The following is an 18789-nucleotide window of genomic DNA, read 5'->3' as shown; positions in this document are numbered from 1 at the left end:
GTTCCGGATATGCGGGCCGGGATTTTCATCGCTCAAGCCCGACTTGTCCCCAGATCAAGCCCGCCCGCTGCATCGCGCGCGGGTCCTGCTCCCCTCAAATGCAATCCGACGCCGCGTCCGTGAGATGCAAAGACGCAGGCCGCGAATCGCTCAGCTCGCCCAGGAAACGGTACGTCATGGCCACAATTGATTGCAAGCAAAGCGCCCGGCGCTTCAGGCGCCGGGCGACGATTTCATCCCACCTGTGCGAAAATCTGCTCGGAGATCAGCGGCCGTCGGGTGCGCGAACGCCGGCCCAGCTATCGCGCACCTGGTGATAGTGCACGCTCGGGTCGTAGACCGTGGTCGGCAGGTTGAGCACCAGCGGCGACAGCCGTCCGACCGTGTTCAGCACGGAGTATGACGCCACCACGCGATCATGCTGCGCGGTGACGAGCGCGACGCGCGCGTTGACCAGCGCCTGCTGCGCGTTCAGCACGTCGAGCGTGGTGCGCTGTCCGGCCTTGGCTTCCTCGCGCACGCCGTTCAACGCGATTTCCGACGCCGCCACCTGCGCCTGGGCAGAAGCGACCTGCGCCTTGCCGGCGACGAGTTGTCCCCATGCCGTGACCACGTTGGCGCGGGTCTGGTCCCGGGTCTGGTCGAGAACGAGGCGCTGCTGCGCCACCGTTTCCTTGGACTGGCGGATCAGCGAATATTCGGCGCCGCCCTGATAAATTGGCACAGAAAGCTGCGTGACCGCAGACGCGCCGAACGCGCGGTATTGGATCAGGCTCTGCTCATAGGACTGCTGAACCGATGCCTGAAGCGTGACCGTCGGCAACAGCGCGCCTTCGGCCACCTTGACCTGGAGGTAGCTGACGTCGATGCCGAACATCGCCGCCGTGACGTTCGGATTTTGCGTCAAGCCGAGCTCGACGGCTGCCGGCAGCGTCGATGGCAGGAAGCGATCGACCGGCGAGCCCGGCGCCAGGTTTTGCGGCTCGTTGCCGATGATGCGGCGGAAATTCGAGCGCGTCGTGTTGAGGTTGGCTTCTGCAGTGAGGAGCTGCGTTTTGCCGGCGGCGAGCTGGGCCTCCGACTGCGCAACGTCGGTGCGCGTGACTTCGCCGACATTGAAGCGATCGCGCGTCTGCTTCAGCGTCTGCTCGAGCACGCGAACGTTGCTCTTCTGCACCTCGACGATCGCCGAATCGCGCAGATAGTCCATGTAGATCGTGGCGCCGGTGAGCAGGACGGTTTGCTCAAGTGCCCGCAGAGCTTCGCGTGCGCCGGAAACCTGCCCCTCGGCCGCTCTGGTCCTGTTCGCGGTCTGCTGGCCGTTGAAAAGCGTCTGCGTGATGGTCGCACCGACACTGCGCGGCGCGTTGGTGCCGTTAATTGGGGGAGGCCTCCCGACATTGAGGTCGCCGGTCTGGGTAAGGCTGTCGGTATACTGGACGCCCGCGCTCGCCGTGACCGCGACTCTCGGGCGGTAGCCCGACAGCGCCTGCGGCACGTTCTCGTCGGTGGCGCGCACCTGCGCGCGCTGCGCGTTGAGCTGCGGATTGTTCTGATAGGCGCGTACCAGCGCCGCCTCAATCGTGTCGGCCAAGACGGGCGTCGAGCCCATGCATACTAATAGAAGGGCCGAAGCCGCGGCCCCGGCAAATGCCTTCACCCCACGCATCCCAAGCAATCCAATCTTTTGGCGCCCAGTCCAATGACCATGATTGCACACGATCATTAACCGAACGTCGCTTCACTCGAAGTGAGTCCCGGCTCACCATAGTCCGCACGTAGGCTGCACGGAACTACCCAGCAAGCAAACCCGGTCGAAACTCTTCACGTGGGGCAATCGGGCCACACTTCTGATTTCGAAGAGGATTTAGCTGGTGACGGAGGGCGAATATTGGGCGTGGAAACGGCTGAAACGCTAGAATACGAAGGCCGGAACAAGTTCCATGCCGGGCAGCACCGGGGCAGTGGCATCGAACAGCGTCCGGTGACCGAAATCGCCATGCGAAGAGGTCACGACGGTGGCCCGCGCCGGCCGCGACATCGCAAACACGCCCACCAGTCTGCCGCCGCTGCGCAATTGCCGGTAGAGCTGCTCCGGCACGATCTCGGTTGCGCCGTTCAGCACGATGACATCATAAGGCGCGCCTGCCGGGTCTCCATCGGCCGGCGCCGCGGCACGGACGGTTACGTTTCCACAGCCATTGCTGGCCAGAATCGCCTGCGCCTTCGCGGCCAGCGCCGAATCGCTCTCCGTGACGGTCACCTGGGGGGCGAATCGGGAGATCACGGCGGCGGCGTATCCGGTGGCACAGCCGACCACCAGGACGCGGTCGGTCTCCTTGATGGCAGCCGCCTGCAGCATCTTCGCCAGCACCACGGGCTTGATCAGGAACCGCTTGGCCGCGCCGCCTTCGCTGACATCGAGATCGAGGTCCAGATAGGCCAGCGCCTGCTTGTTTTCGGGAACGAAGGCCTCGCGCGGCACCGCCAGCATGGCATCGAGAATTCGGATATCGGTCACGTCGCTCGGACGCACCTGACCATCGACCATTTTCTGGCGCGCGGCCGCAAAACCGGACATAGGCTAAGACCCTGAGAGCATGCGGCGTGGCCGCAAGAGAACTGGAACCGAGAGCTGAAACCGGGTCATCTTTGGTACAAGCGTCGGCAAAACGCAACATGCGGGCGCCTGTTGAGAGCCGCCGCCGGAGGCGCGGGAAAGCCGCCTACTCGATCGTCACGGCGAGCCGGGCGATCAGCCGCGCGACCTCATCCAGATGTTTGGCATCATGCTCTTCAATGGCTTGCGCGAGCCGAAGCAGGCATTCGTCGTCACTCATGGCGGGAATGTCGCTTGGGACGATCGAAGGTACCGCGCGGACCAGGTCGGCAATGGCTGGCATCGAATCAGCTCCCGTGAACCCCCAGCGTCACGGAGCCTCGGGACCGATTGAGTCGAATTGGCGGCCCGACCCATGACGCCTGGGGATGCCGGAATTGCACATGCCGGGTTCCGGCCACCGGCTGCCCCGGGCCGAAACGACGACAAATCGTTGTGACGCAGGGGCTTTCCGGCCCAGCTTCAAGCAGGAGCGCAGCCGGTGATTTGGTCCTTTGCAAGCCCGAAAGGCTTTGTTATACGCTCCCCGCTCGCGAACCTTTGTTTCACCTGTTCCTCGGTAGCTCAGCGGTAGAGCATTCGACTGTTAATCGAATGGTCGCTGGTTCGAATCCAGCCCGGGGAGCCAGTCGCGGCTTTTCTAATCTTCGACACGCCAGATAATCTCGACCAGCGCGGCAATTCCGGCGCTGTCGCGCCTGCGCGCGAACGGCAGCGCCCGTTCAGCCGGCCAGCACTTCCCTGCACGCGAACATGATTCACCCTACAACCCGGGGATTGATATTTAATTCTGAAAATTAAATATGCTCCCTTGACTGGATATATTATATCTGGGAGGGTTCCGTTATAATAAACCGCTAATAAAATGGGGTGTCCCGCTATGGGCAACGTATTTAAAATTCTAACCGCAGGTTTGCTTGCCGCTCTCGTGCATTCACCGGCAAATGCAGCGATCGTGAGCTTCACCGGCAACGGCAATTTCTCCGACCTGGCGAATTGCGGCGGCAGCCCCAGCTGTTCCATCACGAACGGCGGCAACGTGCTCAAAATGTCGGGAGCGACGTGGCCGGGAAATAAGTCCAGCACGCTGACCATTACGGACATCATCGGCACAAACATCACAACGAACCAGGACGATTACACCATTGGCAAGATCACCTGGGTGAACCTGGCCACCTACAACACCGACAAGTACTTCAACGTCAAATACACCTTCTCGCTGAACTTCACCTCGCCGAGCAATGCGTTTGATGCTCAGGAGTTCAACCTGAACATCCAGCAGACGACCAACCCGTCGCCTGACAACGTGTTCAACATCAGCCAGGCATTGCTCAACAACCTTGGTCCATTCACCCTCAACGGCGTTACGGTGTCCGACATCCACTTCGTTGAATATGGTGATGGATGGTACGACGGAAGCAAATGGACCAATCCGGAGGGCGGGACGTCGACGCTTAAGATAAAGGCAGACTTTACCTTCGCGACCGCGGCCCCTCCTGTACCTGAACCGTCAACCTGGGCAATGATGATCCTCGGCTTCGCCGGCGTCGGCTTCATGGCCTTTCGCCGCAAGCGTGGCGGGAACGCTGTCACGGCTGCCTGATCTCAGGCGCCTGAAAACAATTCGAAAGCCGCCCCTGATCGGGCGGCTTTTGTTTGTCGGCATGCGTGGCGCCCTATCGCGCCGCAATCGCCGCAATAAACAGCGTGCAAGCCGCCGTGGATGAGACCGTCCGCACGTGGTTCCACAACGTCCAGTCCGTCAGATAGCGCGCCCACAGCGATGCGGCCTCGTGGCTTGCGGGGTCGGCCGCGGCAAGCGCGTTGTTCAGGGGCACGTTGAAGATCATCGTGACGACGAACATGCCGAGCACATAGAGCACGCCGCCAGCCATCATGGCCATCGCGCCGGGCTCGCCCCAGCGCAATAGCCCCGTCACCGCCAGCGCTGCGCTCGCAGCGGTCGTTGCCAGGAAGATCGGCATGAACAGCGACTGGACGATCGCGACGTTGATCGCATTCATCGCCGCGATGCCGGCCGCCTGCCCGACGCGGCCAAGCGCCGTCATGATGAAGGTCGAAAACGCGAAGTAGAGGCCGGCAAGCAGGCCGCAGCCGATCGCGGAAAACCACAACAGGCCAACCATCAACATCTGCAGCATGGTCATGCCCTCCAGACCCCGGTCGCAGCGGTTCGGCGGGCGTAATCAGCAAAGTCCCGCGCGGGACGGCCGAGCGCCTGTTCGACGCCGTGCATGACATCAGAATTGCGCCCGTCGAGCACGACGGTGAAGAGTTCCAGCATGAGTTCGATGATGTCGGCGGGTGCATGGGGCCGCATGCCGGCTGCAAAATCCTCCGGCGCGATCTGCCGGTAGTTGACTGGCCGCCCCGCGGCGCCGGCGATCTCGGCGGCCGCTTGCGCGAACGTCAGCGCGCGCGGCCCCGTCACCTCATAGAGCTTGCCGGCATGACGCCGATCTGTCAGCGCCGCGACGACGACCTCGGCGATGTCGTCGACGTCGATGAACGGTTCGGGTACCGCTCCGGCCGGCAAGGCGATCTCACCGGCCAGCACGCCGTCGAGCAGATAGCCTTCGGAGAAATTCTGGTTGAACCAGCTTGCGCGCACGATGGTCCAGGGAACGCCGGATTGCTGCAACGCCGCCTCCGCCCGTTGCGCACCCGGCTCGCCGCGGCCCGACAGCAATACGACGCGCTTAAGCCCGTTCTCGCGCGCCAGCCGGCTCACCTCGGCGATCGCATCACTGGCGCCTTCGACGGCAAGATCCGGCTGGTAGGTGACGTAGGCCATCGAGACGCCGGCAAGCGCGGCCGGCCACGTCTCGGGCCGGGTCCAGTCGAACGGCACTGATGTCGAACGCGACACCGGCCGCGTCTGGACGCCGCTCGCCCTTAGCAGCGCATTGACGCGCGCACCGGTCTTGCCTGCGCCGCCGATAATCAGGATCGGAAGTTCTGACATGGCTAGGTCCTTTCGGAAACGCAATACGAGAATATCTCGTATTTGCTAAACCCGATAAACTCTCGTATTAGTAACGTCAAGTCGCTTTTATGTGAGAGGACCGATGCCGCGGGGAAAAGCCGGACAGAAGACAGCCGAAGAAGGCGCGTCGGGACTGTCGCGCCTCGTCCCGACCCAGCAGCGCAGCCGCGAGCGGTTCGAGAAAATTCTTGCATGCGCGGCCGAACTGATGGCCGAAAAAGGCAGCGAAGCCTTCCGCATGAGCGATGTCGTCGACCGCAGCGGCGTGCCGTTCGGCTCGCTCTATCAATACTTTCCGGACAAGACCGCGATCATCGGCACGCTCGCGGAACGCTACAACGCGATCGGGCGCGACTGCGTCCGGCGCGACCTCGCTGTGGTCAAGAACGCCCGGGATCTGCATCCGGCGTTGTGTCGCATGACCGACAGCTACTATCGGATGTTCATGGACGTGCCGGTCATGCGCGACATCTGGCAAGCGACGCAGGCCGACCGTGCCCTGCAAAAACTCGACGAAAAGGACGGCGTCTATCTCGCCGGGCTGCTCGGCGACGCGCTGCGGCGTATCGCACCCGACGCGCCCGCAACCGCCCTCGCCTCGTTTTCCCAACTGATCATGACGCTGATCGCCGCGACAGTCCGCCACGCGATCACGTTAGAATCGAAGGAGGCCGCCCGCATCCTCACTTTGTTCAAGCGGATGCTGCCGAAGAATCTGGCTGCGCTGGAGATGTAGGGAAGCGGTCGAGACTTACCGATCGAACACCGCCGCGCAGGACGGGCTCAAGCTCGACTTCTGCCGGCGCAGGCATGCGGTAATCGCCCTGGCGTTCGGGATCTCGCCGGCGCACAGGCGGTAGACGTCCGGCGTACAAGCGCGGCGCTGTTCGGGAGTGCCTTGCTGGGCACCGGCCGAGCCGCTCGCCATCAGTGTGAGCAGGAAGCCGAGCGTCGAAGCCCGGCGGGAACGACAGAGAAGTGCCGCACTTCGCGCAAACCTTGCCTTCATGACCGCATCTCCTGGAGCATGCCCGCCTTGACAAGGCAGGCGCCATCCAGCCGAGTACGCGAACTGACTTTTGCAAAAAGTGATTTTTCTCACACTGCGGCCCGCGTGCACGGGGTTAGTGTTTGCGCGAGGAACTCAACCCTTTAGTAACCAGCTTTGCCGCGGTCATCGAATCGCTAAAATTCGAACGATTCGCTCAATCTGGAAACAAAATACTTTTGCGACCATCGCCTCTGGAACTCCGGAGAGCGCGATGAGTCAAGTTGAATACGATTTGCTGCTGGAAGCCGTGCAGACGGCCGTTGCGCCAGTACGGGAGGATGATTTCGTGGCCCAGACCCCGGCTGTTTATCGCTCGCCGCGCGCTGCCAACGACAATGGGGCCGCTTGGCCGCTGGTTCCGTTTCCCGAGGGCTGGTACGCCGCCTGCTGACCCGCGGCCGGCTTGCTGCGGCCTCTCATATAAAATGGCTAATTCAGGCTTAGGCCGGTTCTTGGCAGAATTGGGCGCATGCCACGCGAACAGAAAATCACGTTCGGAGAGATGCGGGAGTCAGGCGTCTTCGGCGTCGTGATCTTCTGCAGCGACTATCACTGCAGCCACTTAATCGCCCTGCCCGCCGATCGCTGGCCAGACCACGTGCGGCTCTCTGACATTGAGCCGCGGTTCGTATGCAAGGCGTGCGGCAAGCGAGGCGCCGATGTCCGTCCGGACTTCCACGGTAGCAGCCAGCGAGTCCGGGTAATGGGCCTTCGCTGAAAATACAGTTCCAGAATTAACCTGCGCGGCGGACATCAAGCTTAACGCGCGAGTTTAGTTGCGGCCGATCTGAACAGGCATAGCGTGGCTGCAAGTCGCGCAGATTGGCCAGTCCCCAAATTCGGCCTGCGTGCTGCGTGATCAGGGGTCGCTTCGAGCCCTCGGGGCGGCCCCGCCCCCCATTTTGAAAAAAGCTTTTTCCTTTGCCCTGGTCCGCCCCTTTTGAGGATCCGATACCGCTGCCCAATGGCCGGCGTCTCCTCACCTTGAGGGATGCCGCCAGCTACATCATGAAGCTGCCGAAGGACGAGCATTCCGCGCCCGAATGGCAGGCTGCGATGGAGGCACTAATTCTCGTTGCAGAGAGCGGCGGCCCGACGATGCTGGCCAGGATCGGCGTCATGCGGGCGTTGAACCGTCACGTCGAGCAGACCTTTAATCCCGATCTCGAGACGCATCATTGGGGAAAGCGCAAGCTGAAGAGGGATCAATGACGACGGTCTGTATATACGTCGATACCAGCAAGGAAGTTGGCGACGTTGATCACGTCAAGGTCTTTGCGAGCCAAGATGTTGCCGAAGCCTGGTTTAAGGAGAACGACCCGGAAGGCGTGGCGTTCGAGTATGAGGTTCTGGAGTGAATCGAGCAATTTCGGTTTGCTGCGATCGTGATCTTAGGTCCAACCGTGAATTGACGATCTCCGTAGTTTTGCGGAAAGAACAGAACAGTACCTCACCCAAATGGGTGAGGCAAGGTCTGCTGCGCTCGCCCGAATAAGAGGCCAGAAGAATCTGGGCTGAAGGCGAAGGGCGCCTTTTCCATAGGAACTCCCACCAGCATTGACATTGCTTCGACTATCAAAACAAATGCGCCTTTGTATTAAAGGGGGATACTATGAAAATTGCGCTCACCGCCCTTCTAGGGTCTTTTCTGACACTTGCGCCTGCAAATGCGGCTATCGTCAGCTATGGTTTCACTGGCGTGGTCAGTTTTGAAGGGTATAGCAATTACAATAGTCCGATTGGATCGGCTTTTTCTGGAGAATTTTCCTACGACGCAGCGGTTGCGCCAACGGCGGTTTTTCCGAATGTCGATGGATCCGGCGCACTGTATCCGGCGCTGGTAAGTTTCTCCGTACAGTTTCAAGGGGTCTCTGCATCTTACACAGGCGCTAGCGGCGCTAGTGTTTACGTGCAGAACGAATCTCCCTTTTCTTCATTCGCGAATGACGTTTTTCAGATAAATGTGGGAAGCAGTTCCGAAATAACCGCAAGCCCAGTAACAGGCCTCACCTATATGACATCGATGAGAATCTACCTCTCAGATGTGACCAGCCAAGGGCTGAGCTCAAGTAGCTTGCCAACCTCGTTTAACCTCGCGGATTTCGGCGACACGCGAGTTATCCTCGATTCCTTCGGAATACAATTGCAGGGGCGCCTCACTACTTTGACGCAGGTGGCCGCCGTTCCCGAACCCTCCACCTGGGCTATGATGATCCTCGGCTTTGCCGGCGTTGGCTACATGACCTATCGGCGTCGCAAGGTCGCGGCACTCGCCGCCTGATTAAGCCTCGATCGCGAATACAGAGACCGCCTTCGGGCGGTCTTTTTGTTGCCGGTCCCTGATTGACTCAACCGGCGCGGGAAGGTGGAATGGGGCTTTGTTGAGTGGAGTTGATTTTATGAGATGGTTTTTGGTGGCGTTCTGCCTATTAGCATCTGAATTGCCAAGCTATGCCGATACTTTCTTCTACCAGAACGGCAGCTACACGGTTGGTGGCCCGGCATATTATACCAGTCCGTTAAAAAGCACGAACTTCCCAGCACCTCCGGATTTTGCAGGACTTACAAATATTCGCAACGTCCACTTCACGGGCTCGAATACTTTAGGGCAATTCGTTGGGACTTTCGACCAAGGCACCTGCAATTGCGTCGGTACCTCTAAGGCTTTCTTTTACGATGGCACTAGTTACTCGCTTTTTGGCTTTGGCTCTCTGTGGACGATCCCCTACGCGATCAACGATCTAGGCCAAGTCGTCGGAATTGTCGACCAAGGAGCCGGTGCTGGGTTTAGTGGGTTCTTTTTTCAGAGCGGTCAGTTCATCTCTTTAGGTACTCAATACTATCCCGAACTGATCAACAATCAGGGGGCATTTGTTGGATTTGGCGGCCTATACGGAGGCTTCTTCAGTAGCAACGGAGTCTATGTCAATTTGGACCCTCCCGGTTTCGACCACCGAGGATATGTCAGAGTAACGGGCCTGGATGACAGTGGCGGCGTCTATGGCTATTTCGTCAACGCGGCGCCAGCTCCCGAACCTTCCACATGGGCGATGCTGCTGATCGGGTTTGCGGGCCTCGGATTTGCCGCCTATCGCCGATCGCGTAATTGATCTTAAATTCATCCAGCGTGACCACTTCCGGCCGCTCCATCGTGCCGGCGGCGCGTCAGCCTTGTACTGCAGGAGGACGCGGTAGCGACGGTAGACGCTGCCCTGAAAACGGCTCTCCGGAACCGGTCCGAAACGAATGGTAGCAATCCGGTAGCAGGCAGGATCGGCCGAACAAAGCCTGAATGAAAATACTTTGTGATTTCAACGAGGTGAAATGGAGGCCACGACCAGAATTGAACTGGTGTACACGGTTTTGCAGACCGTTGCGTAACCACTCCGCCACGTGGCCCCATCGCGCGAACTCATATACGCCCTGCCCCGGATAGGCAACCGAGCAGCGCTCGTCCTGTCCCGCACTGGTTAGCAAACTGAAACGGTCCGGATCGTCCCCGGCCCGGCGCCTCAACCGCCGGACGTATCGCCGAGACGGTTGTTCCGAAGGCCCAGCTTGGCAGTCCTTGCGCGGATGCCGCCGACCGTCCGCTTCATTTCCAATGCGATGGCTCTCGGCGGCCTGCCGCTGTCAATCAACGATCGCAGCAGGGCGTCGTCTTCCGCCGTCCATTCAGCGCCGCTCATTTGAAAGCGCTCTTCGCGGCTCGCTTCCTGGCTTGTCGGCGCAAACCTCGCCCACCCCAGCGTCTCATGGAAAATGACAACGAATGCAATCCAGAGAACGACGGCCCGCCCCTCGGACAAGGCGGCGGATTTGAGATGGTCTGTACTGAACGTAGCCGGCAAAAATGCGTTCAGAGCGGGCCAGATGTCTCCGGCGATTGAATTGACGACATGCACGTAAAGCGAAACGAAGGGCCCGGCGGCGATGGCACCGATGGCTGCAGTCAGCCAAAGCGGCAGTCTTCGCCCGGCGCTTTTGCTCACCAATTGGGTGACAAGGCCGGTCAGGCACCAGGGCACAATGGCGAGCAAGAGGACATAGATGGTCGCGCCGGCGCCTCCCATGATGGCCGCGTACGGCCCGAGAACGGCCGAAAGCATCGCCAGCACGATCGGAACGCCGCAGAAGAAGACGACATCGATCAGCGCCTGTTTCGACAGGCGCAAACGCGCAACCAATTCCATCCCGTTGCTCCGCTCGGATCCGACGCGTCAGTCATAGTGCGAGCGACGCAATGGAGCAACGTGCCGGAACATTCGGCCATCTGGCGCGTACCGTCATCGATATCCCTATGACGGCCGTGCAGCTTAGAACATCCAGCTAATGGCCGCGACGATGAACGGCGCGGCCACCAGCAAGACCGGCCACAGCCGGAACATCAGGCGGCGAGACTACTACCTGCGGCAATTTTCTTTTTCAGCGTCTCGCAGACCGTGCGGACTTCGGATGTCATCAGGGAACAATCCTCGATCTGCAGGAAGTAGCGCTTGCCTTCCTCACGATAGTTCGCCGCCAGTTCCTTGATCTCGTCCACCATGGCGTGAACGCCGGCAACCATCGCCTCACATTTCTTGGCGGCTTCGGACAATTCGGCACCGAGCGCTTCGATCTCTTTCACCGCCGCTTCATATTCGCGGACCACGGCTTCGGCTGAGAGTTTACCGACCTGATTGACGCCTTCCTTGTGCTCGACGTAGTCGGGCATCGGGCCTACCGGCAACGGGTGATCGTCGCTGTGAGGCACTGCGCGGATAAAGGGTCCTCGCCGGGTGTTGTGGATGATATTGCCGATTTCTCCTTCGATTTCATCAGCGTCGAGCAACGGAGAGCGAGTGAGGATTTCAGTGCTTAAAGTCATCGACTTTGCTCCAATGTTACGCGGAGAACAGAGGAACATTACCATCGTCAAGAAGCATGTCATCATTGTCCACAGCTCGTTATGTCGTGAATCCGACATTGGAACCAATGTTTTTGCATTGCAGCAAATAACAACTAAAGATAGGACAATCTAGTGATGCAGCTTTTGTTTGAAAGCCGGAGTTAGCCGCGCTTGCGACGGCGATAATCCCGCTTCTTCGGTTTCGGCGCGAGCTCCGGCATTTCCGCCTGCACTTCCCGATAGCGCGCCAGCATGCGGTCAAAGCTTGCGTTGAGCACCTCCGCGATCTCCGGTCGCTTCTCCAGTCCAGCCAGCAGCAGGCCCGCGGCCTCGATCGTGGAAAGGCCGTCACGGCGCGGCTCCTTGCGGAGCTTACCGTAACCCGACGGGCGTTTCGGCCCGAGAATGACCCGCTGGCACTTCAGCATCCATGCGTTGCGCCACCACAGCGCCTTGGCCTGGCTCCAGGTTCCGTCGAGCAGCACGATGCCTTCGATGTCGGAGAGAATGGCGCGCTGGTGCGGCTCTATTTCGCCCTTGCGGTTGATCGCGACGATTTCGGCATCGGTATCGAGATCGGCGACCTTGGCCGAGCCGAGATAAAGCACCGCCCAGCGCGAGGGATCGTGGACCGTCCGTCCCAGCGCCTTGGAGAGGCTTGGCCAGGACAGGCCTATTTTGACGACCGCATCCTTGAAATGCATCGCGGTCAGCCGCGCCGTGCCGAGCCCCCTGTCCTGCTCCTGCGGGTGCTGCAGGATCAACAGCGAGATCCGGCTTTTGATCGGGGTCACGCTGTCGCAGATGCAGAGCGGCAGCGGCTTGCCGCAATGCGGACACTCCGGAACCACCTCTTCAGCGGAGCCGGGCTTGGTATTGGCTTGTTCTGACATCCGCCCGCTATACGCTTCGTGGCCAGTAATTCAACTATTCGGCGGGCGCGGCGACCGCGGCCGGCCGGGATCGCTGCCGCAGCCGGTCGATCAGGAGGTAGATCACCGGCGTGGTGTACAGCGTCAGGATCTGGGACACGATCAAACCGCCGATGATGGTGATGCCGAGCGGCCGGCGCAGCTCGGTGCCGGGGCCGCTGGCAATGACCAGCGGAATGCCGGCAAACAACGCCGCCATCGTCGTCATCAGAATGGGGCGGAAGCGGACGCGGCACGCCTCGAAGATCGCGTCCGCCGACGACAGGCCGCGGTTGCGTTCGGCATCGAGTGCGAAATCGACCATCATGATACCGTTCTTCTTGACGATGCCGATCAACAGAATGATTCCGACAAAGGCGATCACCGTCAGCGGCGTGTTGGTCACCTGCAGCGCCAGCAGCGCGCCGAGCCCTGCCGACGGCAATGTCGAGATGATCGTGATCGGGTGCGCCAGGCTCTCATAGAGCACGCCGAGCACGATATACATCGCCACCAAGGCGCCCAGGATCAGCAGCGGCTGCCGCCCGCTGGTCTTGTTGAAATCGCCGGCATTGCCGTCGAAACTGCCGCGGATTCCTTCCGGCATATGCAGTTCCTCGACCGCGCGCTGGATGTTGGAGGTTGCGACCTCCAGCGGCACGTCGGGCAGCAGATTGAACGAGACCGTCGTCGAGGGGAACGATTGCGAGTGATACACCGCGAGCGGCGACAGGCCGCGCTGGTAGCGCACCACGGCCGATAGGGGCACCTGGGCGTCGTTGGCGCCGGCGACAAAGATGCGTTCCAGGTTGGAAGGGTCGTTCTGGAATTTCGGGTCGATTTCCAGCACCACCATGTACTGGTTGCGCTGGGTATAGATGATCGAAATCTGCCGCTGCGCGAACGCGTTGTTCAGGGCGTTGTCGATGTCCTGGACGCGAACGCCGAGGCTCGATGCGGTCTTGCGATCGATCACCAGCGACAATTGCAACCCGCCGGGGTCGCGGTCGCTGGAGATGTCGGTGATGCCCGCCACCGTCTCCATACGTTTGGCCACCAGGGGCGCCCATTTCTGCAGCAGATCGAGGTCTGTGCTCGACAGCGTATATTGGTAGTCGGAGTCGCTCTGCCGCCCGCCGGTACGGATGTCCTGCGCGGCGAACATGAACAGGCGGATGCCGGCCACCCGGTAGAGATTCCGCCGCAGGCGATCGATCACTTGCGCAGTCGATAGGCCCGCCCGCTCCTCCGGCGGCTTCAGGCTGATGAACATGGTGCCGCGGTTGGAGCCGCCGCCGCCCGGACCGGCGCTGCCGCCGAGCGATGAACCGACGCCGGCCACCGCCGGATCGGCCATCACGATATCGGCCAGTTGCTGCTGCAACCCGAGCATCGCCTGGAACGAGGTGTCGGGGGAAGCCCGCGTCGCGCCGATCACAAGGCCGCTGTCGTCGGTCGGAAAATAGCCTTTCGGAATCTTGATATAGAGCACCACCGTCAGCGCGATGGTCGCAAAGAACACGATCAGCGTCAGAAACGGAAAGCCAAGCACCGCCCGCAGCGTCCGGGTGTAGAAGGAAACGATGCGCGAAAGCGTGCCCTCGACCAGGCGGTCGAACCAGGTCGCACGGTCGGAGGTCGCTTCCTTGATGTAGTGTGCGCAGATCATCGGCGTGACCGTGAGCGACACCACGGTCGACACCACAATGGCAAAGGTCAGCGTCAGCGAGAACTCGCGCAGCAGCCGGCCGACGATCCCGTCCATGAAGATCAGGGGCGTAAACGCGGCGATCAGCGACAGGCTGATCGACAGCACCGTGAAGCCGATCTGCTTGGCGCCCTCTAGTGCAGCCGGATAAGGCGCCATCCCATGTTCGAGGTTGCGGTACATATTCTCGATCATGACGATGGCGTCGTCGACCACGAAGCCGACGGAAATCGCGAGCGCCATCAGCGACAGATTGTCGATCGAGAAGCCGGCGAGCCACATGCCGGCGCAGGTGCCGGCCAGCGCCAGCGGCACCGAGACGCCGGCGGCAATGGTCGGCGTCAGCCGCCGCAGGAACGCGAACACCACCACCATCACCAGGAACGCGGTCGCCAGCAGCGTGAACTGCATGTCGAGCACGCTGGCGCGGATGGTGCCGGTGCGGTCGACCAGCGTCGAAATTTCCACACCGCCGGGCAGCCACTGCTTCAGTTCCGGCAACAGCGCCCTCACTCGATCGACGGTGTCGATCACATTGGCGTCGCCCTGCTTGGTGATCTGGATCAGGACCGCCGGCTGCTTGTTGAACCAGGCGATCGAGCGGCTGTTGCGGACGGAATCCTCGACCTCGGCAACGTCGGCGAGGCGGACGAAATTGCCGGCCGAGCTCTTGACGATAATGTCGCGGAATTCGGCCGCGGTGCGCATCTGCTTGTTGGTCGAGATCGTCTCGCTCTGGCGGCCGCCGTTGAAGATGCCGACCGGCCCCAGCGGATTGGCGTTGATGATGGCGAGCCGCACGTCGTCGGTCGCGATATCAGCATTCGACAGGGCCACAGGGTTCAACGCAATCCGTACCGCCGGCTGGTCGGCGCCGGTGACGTTGACCTCGCCGACGCCCGGCACCTGCGAGATGCGTTGCGCGATCACGGTGTCGGCGACGTCGTACATCGCGCTGGTCGTCAGCGTCTTCGACGTCAGCGCCAGCACGAACACGGGGGCAGCCGCCGGATTGGCTTTGCGGAATCGCGGCAGCGACGGCAGGTCGCTCGGCAGATCCGCCAGCGAGGCGTTGATCGCGGCCTGCACATCGCGCGCGGCGCGGTCGATGTCGCGGCCGATCGAGAATTGAAGCTGGATGCTGGTGGTGCCGAGTGAACTGGTCGAGGTGATCTGGTCGAGGCCCGCGATCTGGCCGAGCCGGCGTTCGAGCGGCGCGGCAACGGTCGACGCCATGACGGACGGATCCGCGCCGGGCCGCGTCGCCGACACCCGGATCATCGGAAAATCGACGTTCGGTACCGACGAGACCGGCAGGAAGACATAGGCGACGATGCCGACCAGAAAGAGCCCGATCGCCAGCAGTGTGGTGCCCACCGGCCGGCGGATGAAGGGCTCCGAGATCGATGCCATCTACTGCATCCCCTCGGTGGCGCCGGCAACCGTCGGCCCGGGAGGCCCTGGGTCCGGCACGGCCTTCTCGATTTTGCGATTGATCCGGTCGAGCGCCAGATAGATCACGGGCGTCGTGTAGAGCGTCAGCACCTGGCTCAGCAGCAGGCCGCCGATGATGGAAATGCCGAGCGGAAAGCGTAGCTCGGCGCCGGTCCCGCTTTCGATCGCCAGCGGCAGCGCGCCGAACAACGCGGCCAGCGTCGTCATCATGATCGGGCGGAACCGCAACAGGCAGGCTTGCACGATGGCTTCATGAGGCGACATGCCCTGATGCCGCTCCGCCTCCAGCGCGAAGTCGATCATCATGATCGCGTTCTTCTTGACGATGCCCATCAACAGAATGATGCCGATCAGGCCGATCACCGACAGGTCCTGCCCGAACAGCATCAGCGCCAGAATAGCGCCGACGCCCGCGGACGGCAGCGTCGAGAGAATAGTGATCGGGTGGATGTAGCTCTCGTAGAGCACGCCAAGCACGATGTAGATGGTGACGATCGCCGCCAGAATGAGCCAGGGCTGGCCGGCCAGCGATTTCGCGAATTCGGCGGCATCGCCTGCGTAGACGCCGACGATACTGCCGGGCATGCCGATGCTGGTCTCGATTTTCTTGACCGCCTCGACGGCATCGCCCAGCGCCTCGCCGGGCGCGAGGTTGAAGCTGAGCGAGACCGCCGGGAACTGCGCCAGATGCGAAATCGCCAGCGGCGCGGTGGTGCGGGTCAGCGTCGCCACCGCCGACAGCGGCACCTGCGCGCCGGGGGCGCCTGCGGTCGTACTCGCGGCTCCCGGCAGATAGAGCTTTGACAGGATCGACGGATCGCGCTGGTACATCGGCATCGCCTCCAGCACCACGCGATACTGGTTGGCCTGGCCGTAGATGGTCGAAATCTGCCGCTGTGCGAAGGCGTCGTTGAGGGTGTCGTTGACCGCCTGGAGGCTAACGCCGAGCTGGCCGGCGCGCTGCCGATTGATGTCGAGCGCGGCACGCAAGCCGCCCTCCTGCGCTTCCGACGAAACGTCGCGGAACAGCGGATCCCGGCGCATTTCGGCGATCAGCTTCTGCGACCACAGCGAGACCTGCGTCGCATCGGTGCCGGTCAGCGTATACTGGTACTGCGAGCGGCTCGACTGGGTCGAGATCTGCACGTCCTGCACCGGCTGGAAATAGATGGTCATGCCGGGGATCGACGCGGTGCGTTGTTTCAGCCGGTCGACCACGGCGGAAATGTCATCGTGCCGTTCGCCGCGCGGCCTGAGCGTCATCACCAGGCGTCCGACATTGGTGGTCGGATTGACGGACCCCGCGCCGATCACGGAGACCACGCCGACGACATCCGGATCGGCCTGGATCGCAGCCGCTGCCGCCGCCTGCCGGCTCTGCATCTCGACAAAGGAAACATCGGGCCCGGCCTCGGTCACCGCCGTGATCGACGCGGTGTCCTGCAGCGGCAAAAAGCCCTTCGGCGCGATCACATACAAGACAAGCGTCGCGGCGATGGTGGCGAACGTCACCACCAGCGTTGCGCGCTGGCGCTGCAGCACCCACAGCAGCGTGCGATGGTAGAACGCGACCATGCGGTCGATGAAGCGGCTGACGGCGGCAAGCCCCGGGACCGTCATCTCCTCGCCGACATGCTTGAGCAGCCGCGAGCACATCATCGGCGTCAGCGTCAGCGACACGATCGCCGAGGTCACGACCGCGATCGTCAGCGTCAGCGCGAATTCGCGGAACATGCGCCCGACCAGTCCGGACATGAACAATAGCGGGATGAACACCGCGATCAGCGACACCGTCAGCGAAATCACGGTGAAGCCAATTTCGCTGGCGCCCTTCAGCGACGCCTCCATCACGGACTCGCCGTTTTCCATGTGACGGACGATGTTCTCGATCATCACGATGGCGTCGTCGACCACGAAGCCGGTTCCGATCGTCAGCGCCATCAGCGACAGATTGTCGAGGCTGAAGCCCGAAAAATACATGATGCCGAAGCTCGTGATCAGCGACAGCGGCAGCGCCACGCCCGCGATCAGCGTCGCGCGCAGCGACCGCAGGAACAGCAGCACTACCAGCGTCACCAGCACCACGGAAAGGATCAGCGTGAACTGGACGTCGCGGACGGACGCCCGAATGGTGACGGTGCGGTCGGAGACGATGGTCAGGTTGACGCCGGCCGGGATCGCGCGCTGCACTTTTGGAATTTCCGCACGGATCTGCCGGACCACCTCGATCACGTTGGCACCGGGTTGCCGCTGGATGTCGATGATCACGGCCGGCGTGCCCTGATACCAGCCGCCGGTGCGATCGTTCTCCAGCCCATCGATGATGATGGCGACGTCGCCGATCGTGACCGGCGAGCCGTTGCGATAGGCGATGATGATCGGCTTGTACGCCTCCGCCGCCGCGATCTGGTCGTTGGCGGCGATGGTGTAGGCCTGCTGCGCGCCGTCGAGCGATCCCTTCGGCCCCGACACGTTGGCGCCCGCGATAGCGTTGCGCAGATCCTCCATCGAAATGCCGTAGGCGGCGAGCCGCGCCAAATCGGCCTGCACACGCACCGCGGGCTTGAGCCCGCCGAGTATTGCAACGCGCCCAACGCCGGAAATCTGGCTGAGCCGCTGGCCGAGGATGGTGTCGGCAATATCGCTCATCGCGCGCAGCGAAATCGTCTCCGACGTCAGCGCCAGTGTCAGGACCGGCGCATCGGCCGGATTGACCTTGGCGTAGGTCGGCGGATACGGCAGGTTTCTCGGCAGGATCCCGGCGGCGGCGTTGATCGCGGCCTGCACGTCCTGGGTGGCGCCATCGATGTCGCGGTTGAGGTCGAACTGCAGCGAGATCTGGCTGACGCCGAACGAGGAGGTCGACTGCATCGACGACAACGACGGAATCTGCCCGAGCTGCCGCTCCAGCGGTGCCGTGATCAGCGACGCGATCACGTCGGGGCTGGCGCCCGGCAGTTGCGTCGTCACCTGCACGGTCGGAAAATCGACCTGCGGCAGCGCCGATACCGGCAGCGCCCAATAGCCGAGCGCGCCGCCGATCATCAGCGCGATCCCCAACAGCGAGGTCGCGATCGGCCGGCGGATGAACGGTTCGGAGACGCTCATGGTTGCGTCCTCACTTGCGAATTCATTTTCAGGCGTGCGGC

At 61.9% G+C, this 18789-nt stretch carries 18 protein-coding genes and 2 tRNA genes; 8 read left to right on the top strand and 12 right to left on the bottom strand.

Annotated features, from left to right (window positions below; genetic code table 11):
• Positions 1-265 precede the first annotated feature (265 nt).
• The 3 genes from V1279_RS15855 to V1279_RS15845 all read right to left on the bottom strand — a co-directional run bounded on the left by V1279_RS15855 (position 266) and on the right by V1279_RS15845 (position 2903).
• A complete protein-coding gene (locus V1279_RS15855; RefSeq protein ID WP_334437444.1) occupies positions 266-1669 on the bottom strand; it encodes a TolC family outer membrane protein in 1404 nt (467 codons plus the stop codon).
• Positions 1670-1915: 246 nt separating this feature from the next.
• Positions 1916-2581, bottom strand: a complete 666-nt coding sequence (locus tag V1279_RS15850; RefSeq protein ID WP_334437443.1) for a protein-L-isoaspartate O-methyltransferase family protein — start codon at positions 2579-2581, stop codon at positions 1916-1918.
• A gap of 145 nt (positions 2582-2726) precedes the next feature.
• Complete coding sequence (locus V1279_RS15845) at positions 2727-2903, bottom strand: hypothetical protein (RefSeq protein WP_334437441.1); 177 nt, start codon at positions 2901-2903, stop codon at positions 2727-2729.
• Positions 2904-3173: 270 nt separating this feature from the next.
• On the opposite strand from V1279_RS15845, the gene V1279_RS15840 reads away from it, so the two are divergent.
• Positions 3174-3248, top strand: a tRNA-Asn gene (locus V1279_RS15840).
• A 252-nt stretch (positions 3249-3500) separates the two neighbouring features.
• The gene (locus tag V1279_RS15835; RefSeq protein ID WP_334437439.1) at positions 3501-4223 is read left to right on the top strand and encodes a choice-of-anchor K domain-containing protein; all 723 of its coding nucleotides are present in this window, start codon (positions 3501-3503) and stop codon (positions 4221-4223) included.
• 73 nt (positions 4224-4296) lie between these two features.
• On the opposite strand, the gene V1279_RS15830 is transcribed toward V1279_RS15835, so the two are convergent.
• Complete coding sequence (locus V1279_RS15830; RefSeq protein WP_334437437.1) at positions 4297-4782, bottom strand: anthrone oxygenase family protein; 486 nt, start codon at positions 4780-4782, stop codon at positions 4297-4299.
• A gap of 2 nt (positions 4783-4784) precedes the next feature.
• Positions 4785-5606, bottom strand: a complete 822-nt coding sequence (locus V1279_RS15825) for an NmrA family NAD(P)-binding protein (RefSeq protein WP_334437436.1) — start codon at positions 5604-5606, stop codon at positions 4785-4787.
• A 103-nt stretch (positions 5607-5709) separates the two neighbouring features.
• Here V1279_RS15825 and V1279_RS15820 point away from each other — a divergent pair, with 103 nt between their 5' ends.
• Entirely contained in the window at positions 5710-6363 is a 654-nt protein-coding gene (locus tag V1279_RS15820; RefSeq protein ID WP_334437434.1) for a TetR family transcriptional regulator, read from the top strand.
• Positions 6364-6378: 15 nt separating this feature from the next.
• On the opposite strand, the gene V1279_RS15815 is transcribed toward V1279_RS15820, so the two are convergent.
• Complete coding sequence (locus tag V1279_RS15815; RefSeq protein ID WP_334437432.1) at positions 6379-6636, bottom strand: hypothetical protein; 258 nt, start codon at positions 6634-6636, stop codon at positions 6379-6381.
• A 253-nt stretch (positions 6637-6889) separates the two neighbouring features.
• On the opposite strand from V1279_RS15815, the gene V1279_RS15810 reads away from it, so the two are divergent.
• The 5 genes from V1279_RS15810 (at position 6890) to V1279_RS15790 (ending at position 9788) form a co-directional block, all read left to right on the top strand.
• Positions 6890-7069 carry a hypothetical protein gene (locus V1279_RS15810; protein WP_334437430.1) on the top strand — a complete coding sequence of 60 codons (180 nt, stop codon included), beginning with the start codon at positions 6890-6892 and terminating at the stop codon, positions 7067-7069.
• Positions 7070-7662: 593 nt separating this feature from the next.
• Positions 7663-7890 (top strand): hypothetical protein, encoded by a 228-nt coding sequence (locus V1279_RS15805; RefSeq protein WP_334437429.1) that lies wholly within the window; start codon positions 7663-7665, stop codon positions 7888-7890.
• Complete coding sequence (locus V1279_RS15800) at positions 7887-8036, top strand: hypothetical protein (protein WP_334437427.1); 150 nt, start codon at positions 7887-7889, stop codon at positions 8034-8036. Before V1279_RS15805 ends, V1279_RS15800 begins: the two co-directional genes overlap by 4 nt.
• Positions 8037-8290: 254 nt before the next feature.
• Positions 8291-8959: a PEPxxWA-CTERM sorting domain-containing protein gene (locus V1279_RS15795; protein ID WP_334419606.1), complete on the top strand. Its 669-nt coding sequence runs from the start codon at positions 8291-8293 to the stop codon at positions 8957-8959.
• Between the two features lie 118 nt (positions 8960-9077).
• Positions 9078-9788 carry a PEP-CTERM sorting domain-containing protein gene (locus V1279_RS15790; RefSeq protein WP_334437425.1) on the top strand — a complete coding sequence of 237 codons (711 nt, stop codon included), beginning with the start codon at positions 9078-9080 and terminating at the stop codon, positions 9786-9788.
• Positions 9789-10003: 215 nt separating this feature from the next.
• Here V1279_RS15790 and V1279_RS15785 read toward each other — a convergent pair.
• From V1279_RS15785 to V1279_RS15760, 6 genes are all read right to left on the bottom strand, one after another.
• Positions 10004-10077 (bottom strand) — tRNA-Cys (locus V1279_RS15785).
• A 113-nt stretch (positions 10078-10190) separates the two neighbouring features.
• Positions 10191-10871: a hypothetical protein gene (locus V1279_RS15780; protein WP_334437423.1), complete on the bottom strand. Its 681-nt coding sequence runs from the start codon at positions 10869-10871 to the stop codon at positions 10191-10193.
• A 194-nt stretch (positions 10872-11065) separates the two neighbouring features.
• A complete protein-coding gene (locus V1279_RS15775) occupies positions 11066-11596 on the bottom strand; it encodes a hypothetical protein (RefSeq protein WP_442894775.1) in 531 nt (176 codons plus the stop codon).
• A 131-nt stretch (positions 11597-11727) separates the two neighbouring features.
• Entirely contained in the window at positions 11728-12459 is a 732-nt protein-coding gene (locus V1279_RS15770; protein WP_334437422.1) for a tRNA-uridine aminocarboxypropyltransferase, read from the bottom strand.
• 34 nt (positions 12460-12493) lie between these two features.
• A complete protein-coding gene (locus V1279_RS15765; protein WP_334437421.1) occupies positions 12494-15598 on the bottom strand; it encodes an efflux RND transporter permease subunit in 3105 nt (1034 codons plus the stop codon).
• Positions 15599-18748: an efflux RND transporter permease subunit gene (locus tag V1279_RS15760; protein WP_334437419.1), complete on the bottom strand. Its 3150-nt coding sequence runs from the start codon at positions 18746-18748 to the stop codon at positions 15599-15601.
• Positions 18749-18789: the final 41 nt, after the last annotated feature.

This window comes from Bradyrhizobium sp. AZCC 1610 (assembly GCF_036924515.1).
In the GTDB taxonomy this organism is placed as follows: Bacteria; Pseudomonadota; Alphaproteobacteria; order Rhizobiales; family Xanthobacteraceae; genus Bradyrhizobium.
The sequence above is the reverse complement of the archived record's forward strand: the minus strand, read 5'-3'. Positions and strand labels throughout refer to the sequence as shown.